The 459-nt window shown below is 72.5% G+C and carries 1 protein-coding gene; it reads right to left on the reverse strand.

What is annotated here, in order from left to right; genetic code table 11:
• Positions 1–37: 37 nt before the first annotated feature.
• Positions 38–459 (reverse strand): MFS transporter (locus RM572_RS29150; RefSeq protein ID WP_311676359.1); only part of this gene is annotated, 422 nt, incomplete at its 5' end.

Genomic DNA, 459 nt, shown 5'->3' on the forward strand with positions numbered 1-459 from the left:
GTGCTAACGACGCTCCATACTGACGTATTCCGCGGGATCAGTCCACCGTGACCGGCTCGCGGTGACCGATCCCACGTGCGACGGTCCGGCCCGCGGACTTCGGTGCCAGCCGCGAGCGCAGGGCCAGCAGGGTCGCCAGCGCCAGCACGGTACCGGCCAGCGGGACCAGGAATCCGGTGCTCGCGCCATGGGCGTCGGCGAGTTGCCCCGCCACGGTCACGGCGGCGGCCTGGCCCAGTGCCACGGCGCCCGTCAGCCAGGTGAACGCCTCGGTGCGGGCGGTGGCCGGGACCAGCGACTCGACCAGCGTGTAGCCGCTGATCAGCGCCGGGGCGATGCAGAGGCCGACGAGCAGGCCGAGTCCGGCCAGCAGCGGTACGGAGTGCACGGCCCAGAGGCCGGAGGCCATGAGGGTCAGGGCCACATAGCCGACGACGAGCCGGCTCTGCGGGCTGATCT

Origin of the sequence: Streptomyces hazeniae (assembly GCF_031845485.1) — a bacterium.
Taxonomy (GTDB): Bacteria; Actinomycetota; Actinomycetes; order Streptomycetales; family Streptomycetaceae; genus Streptomyces; species Streptomyces hazeniae.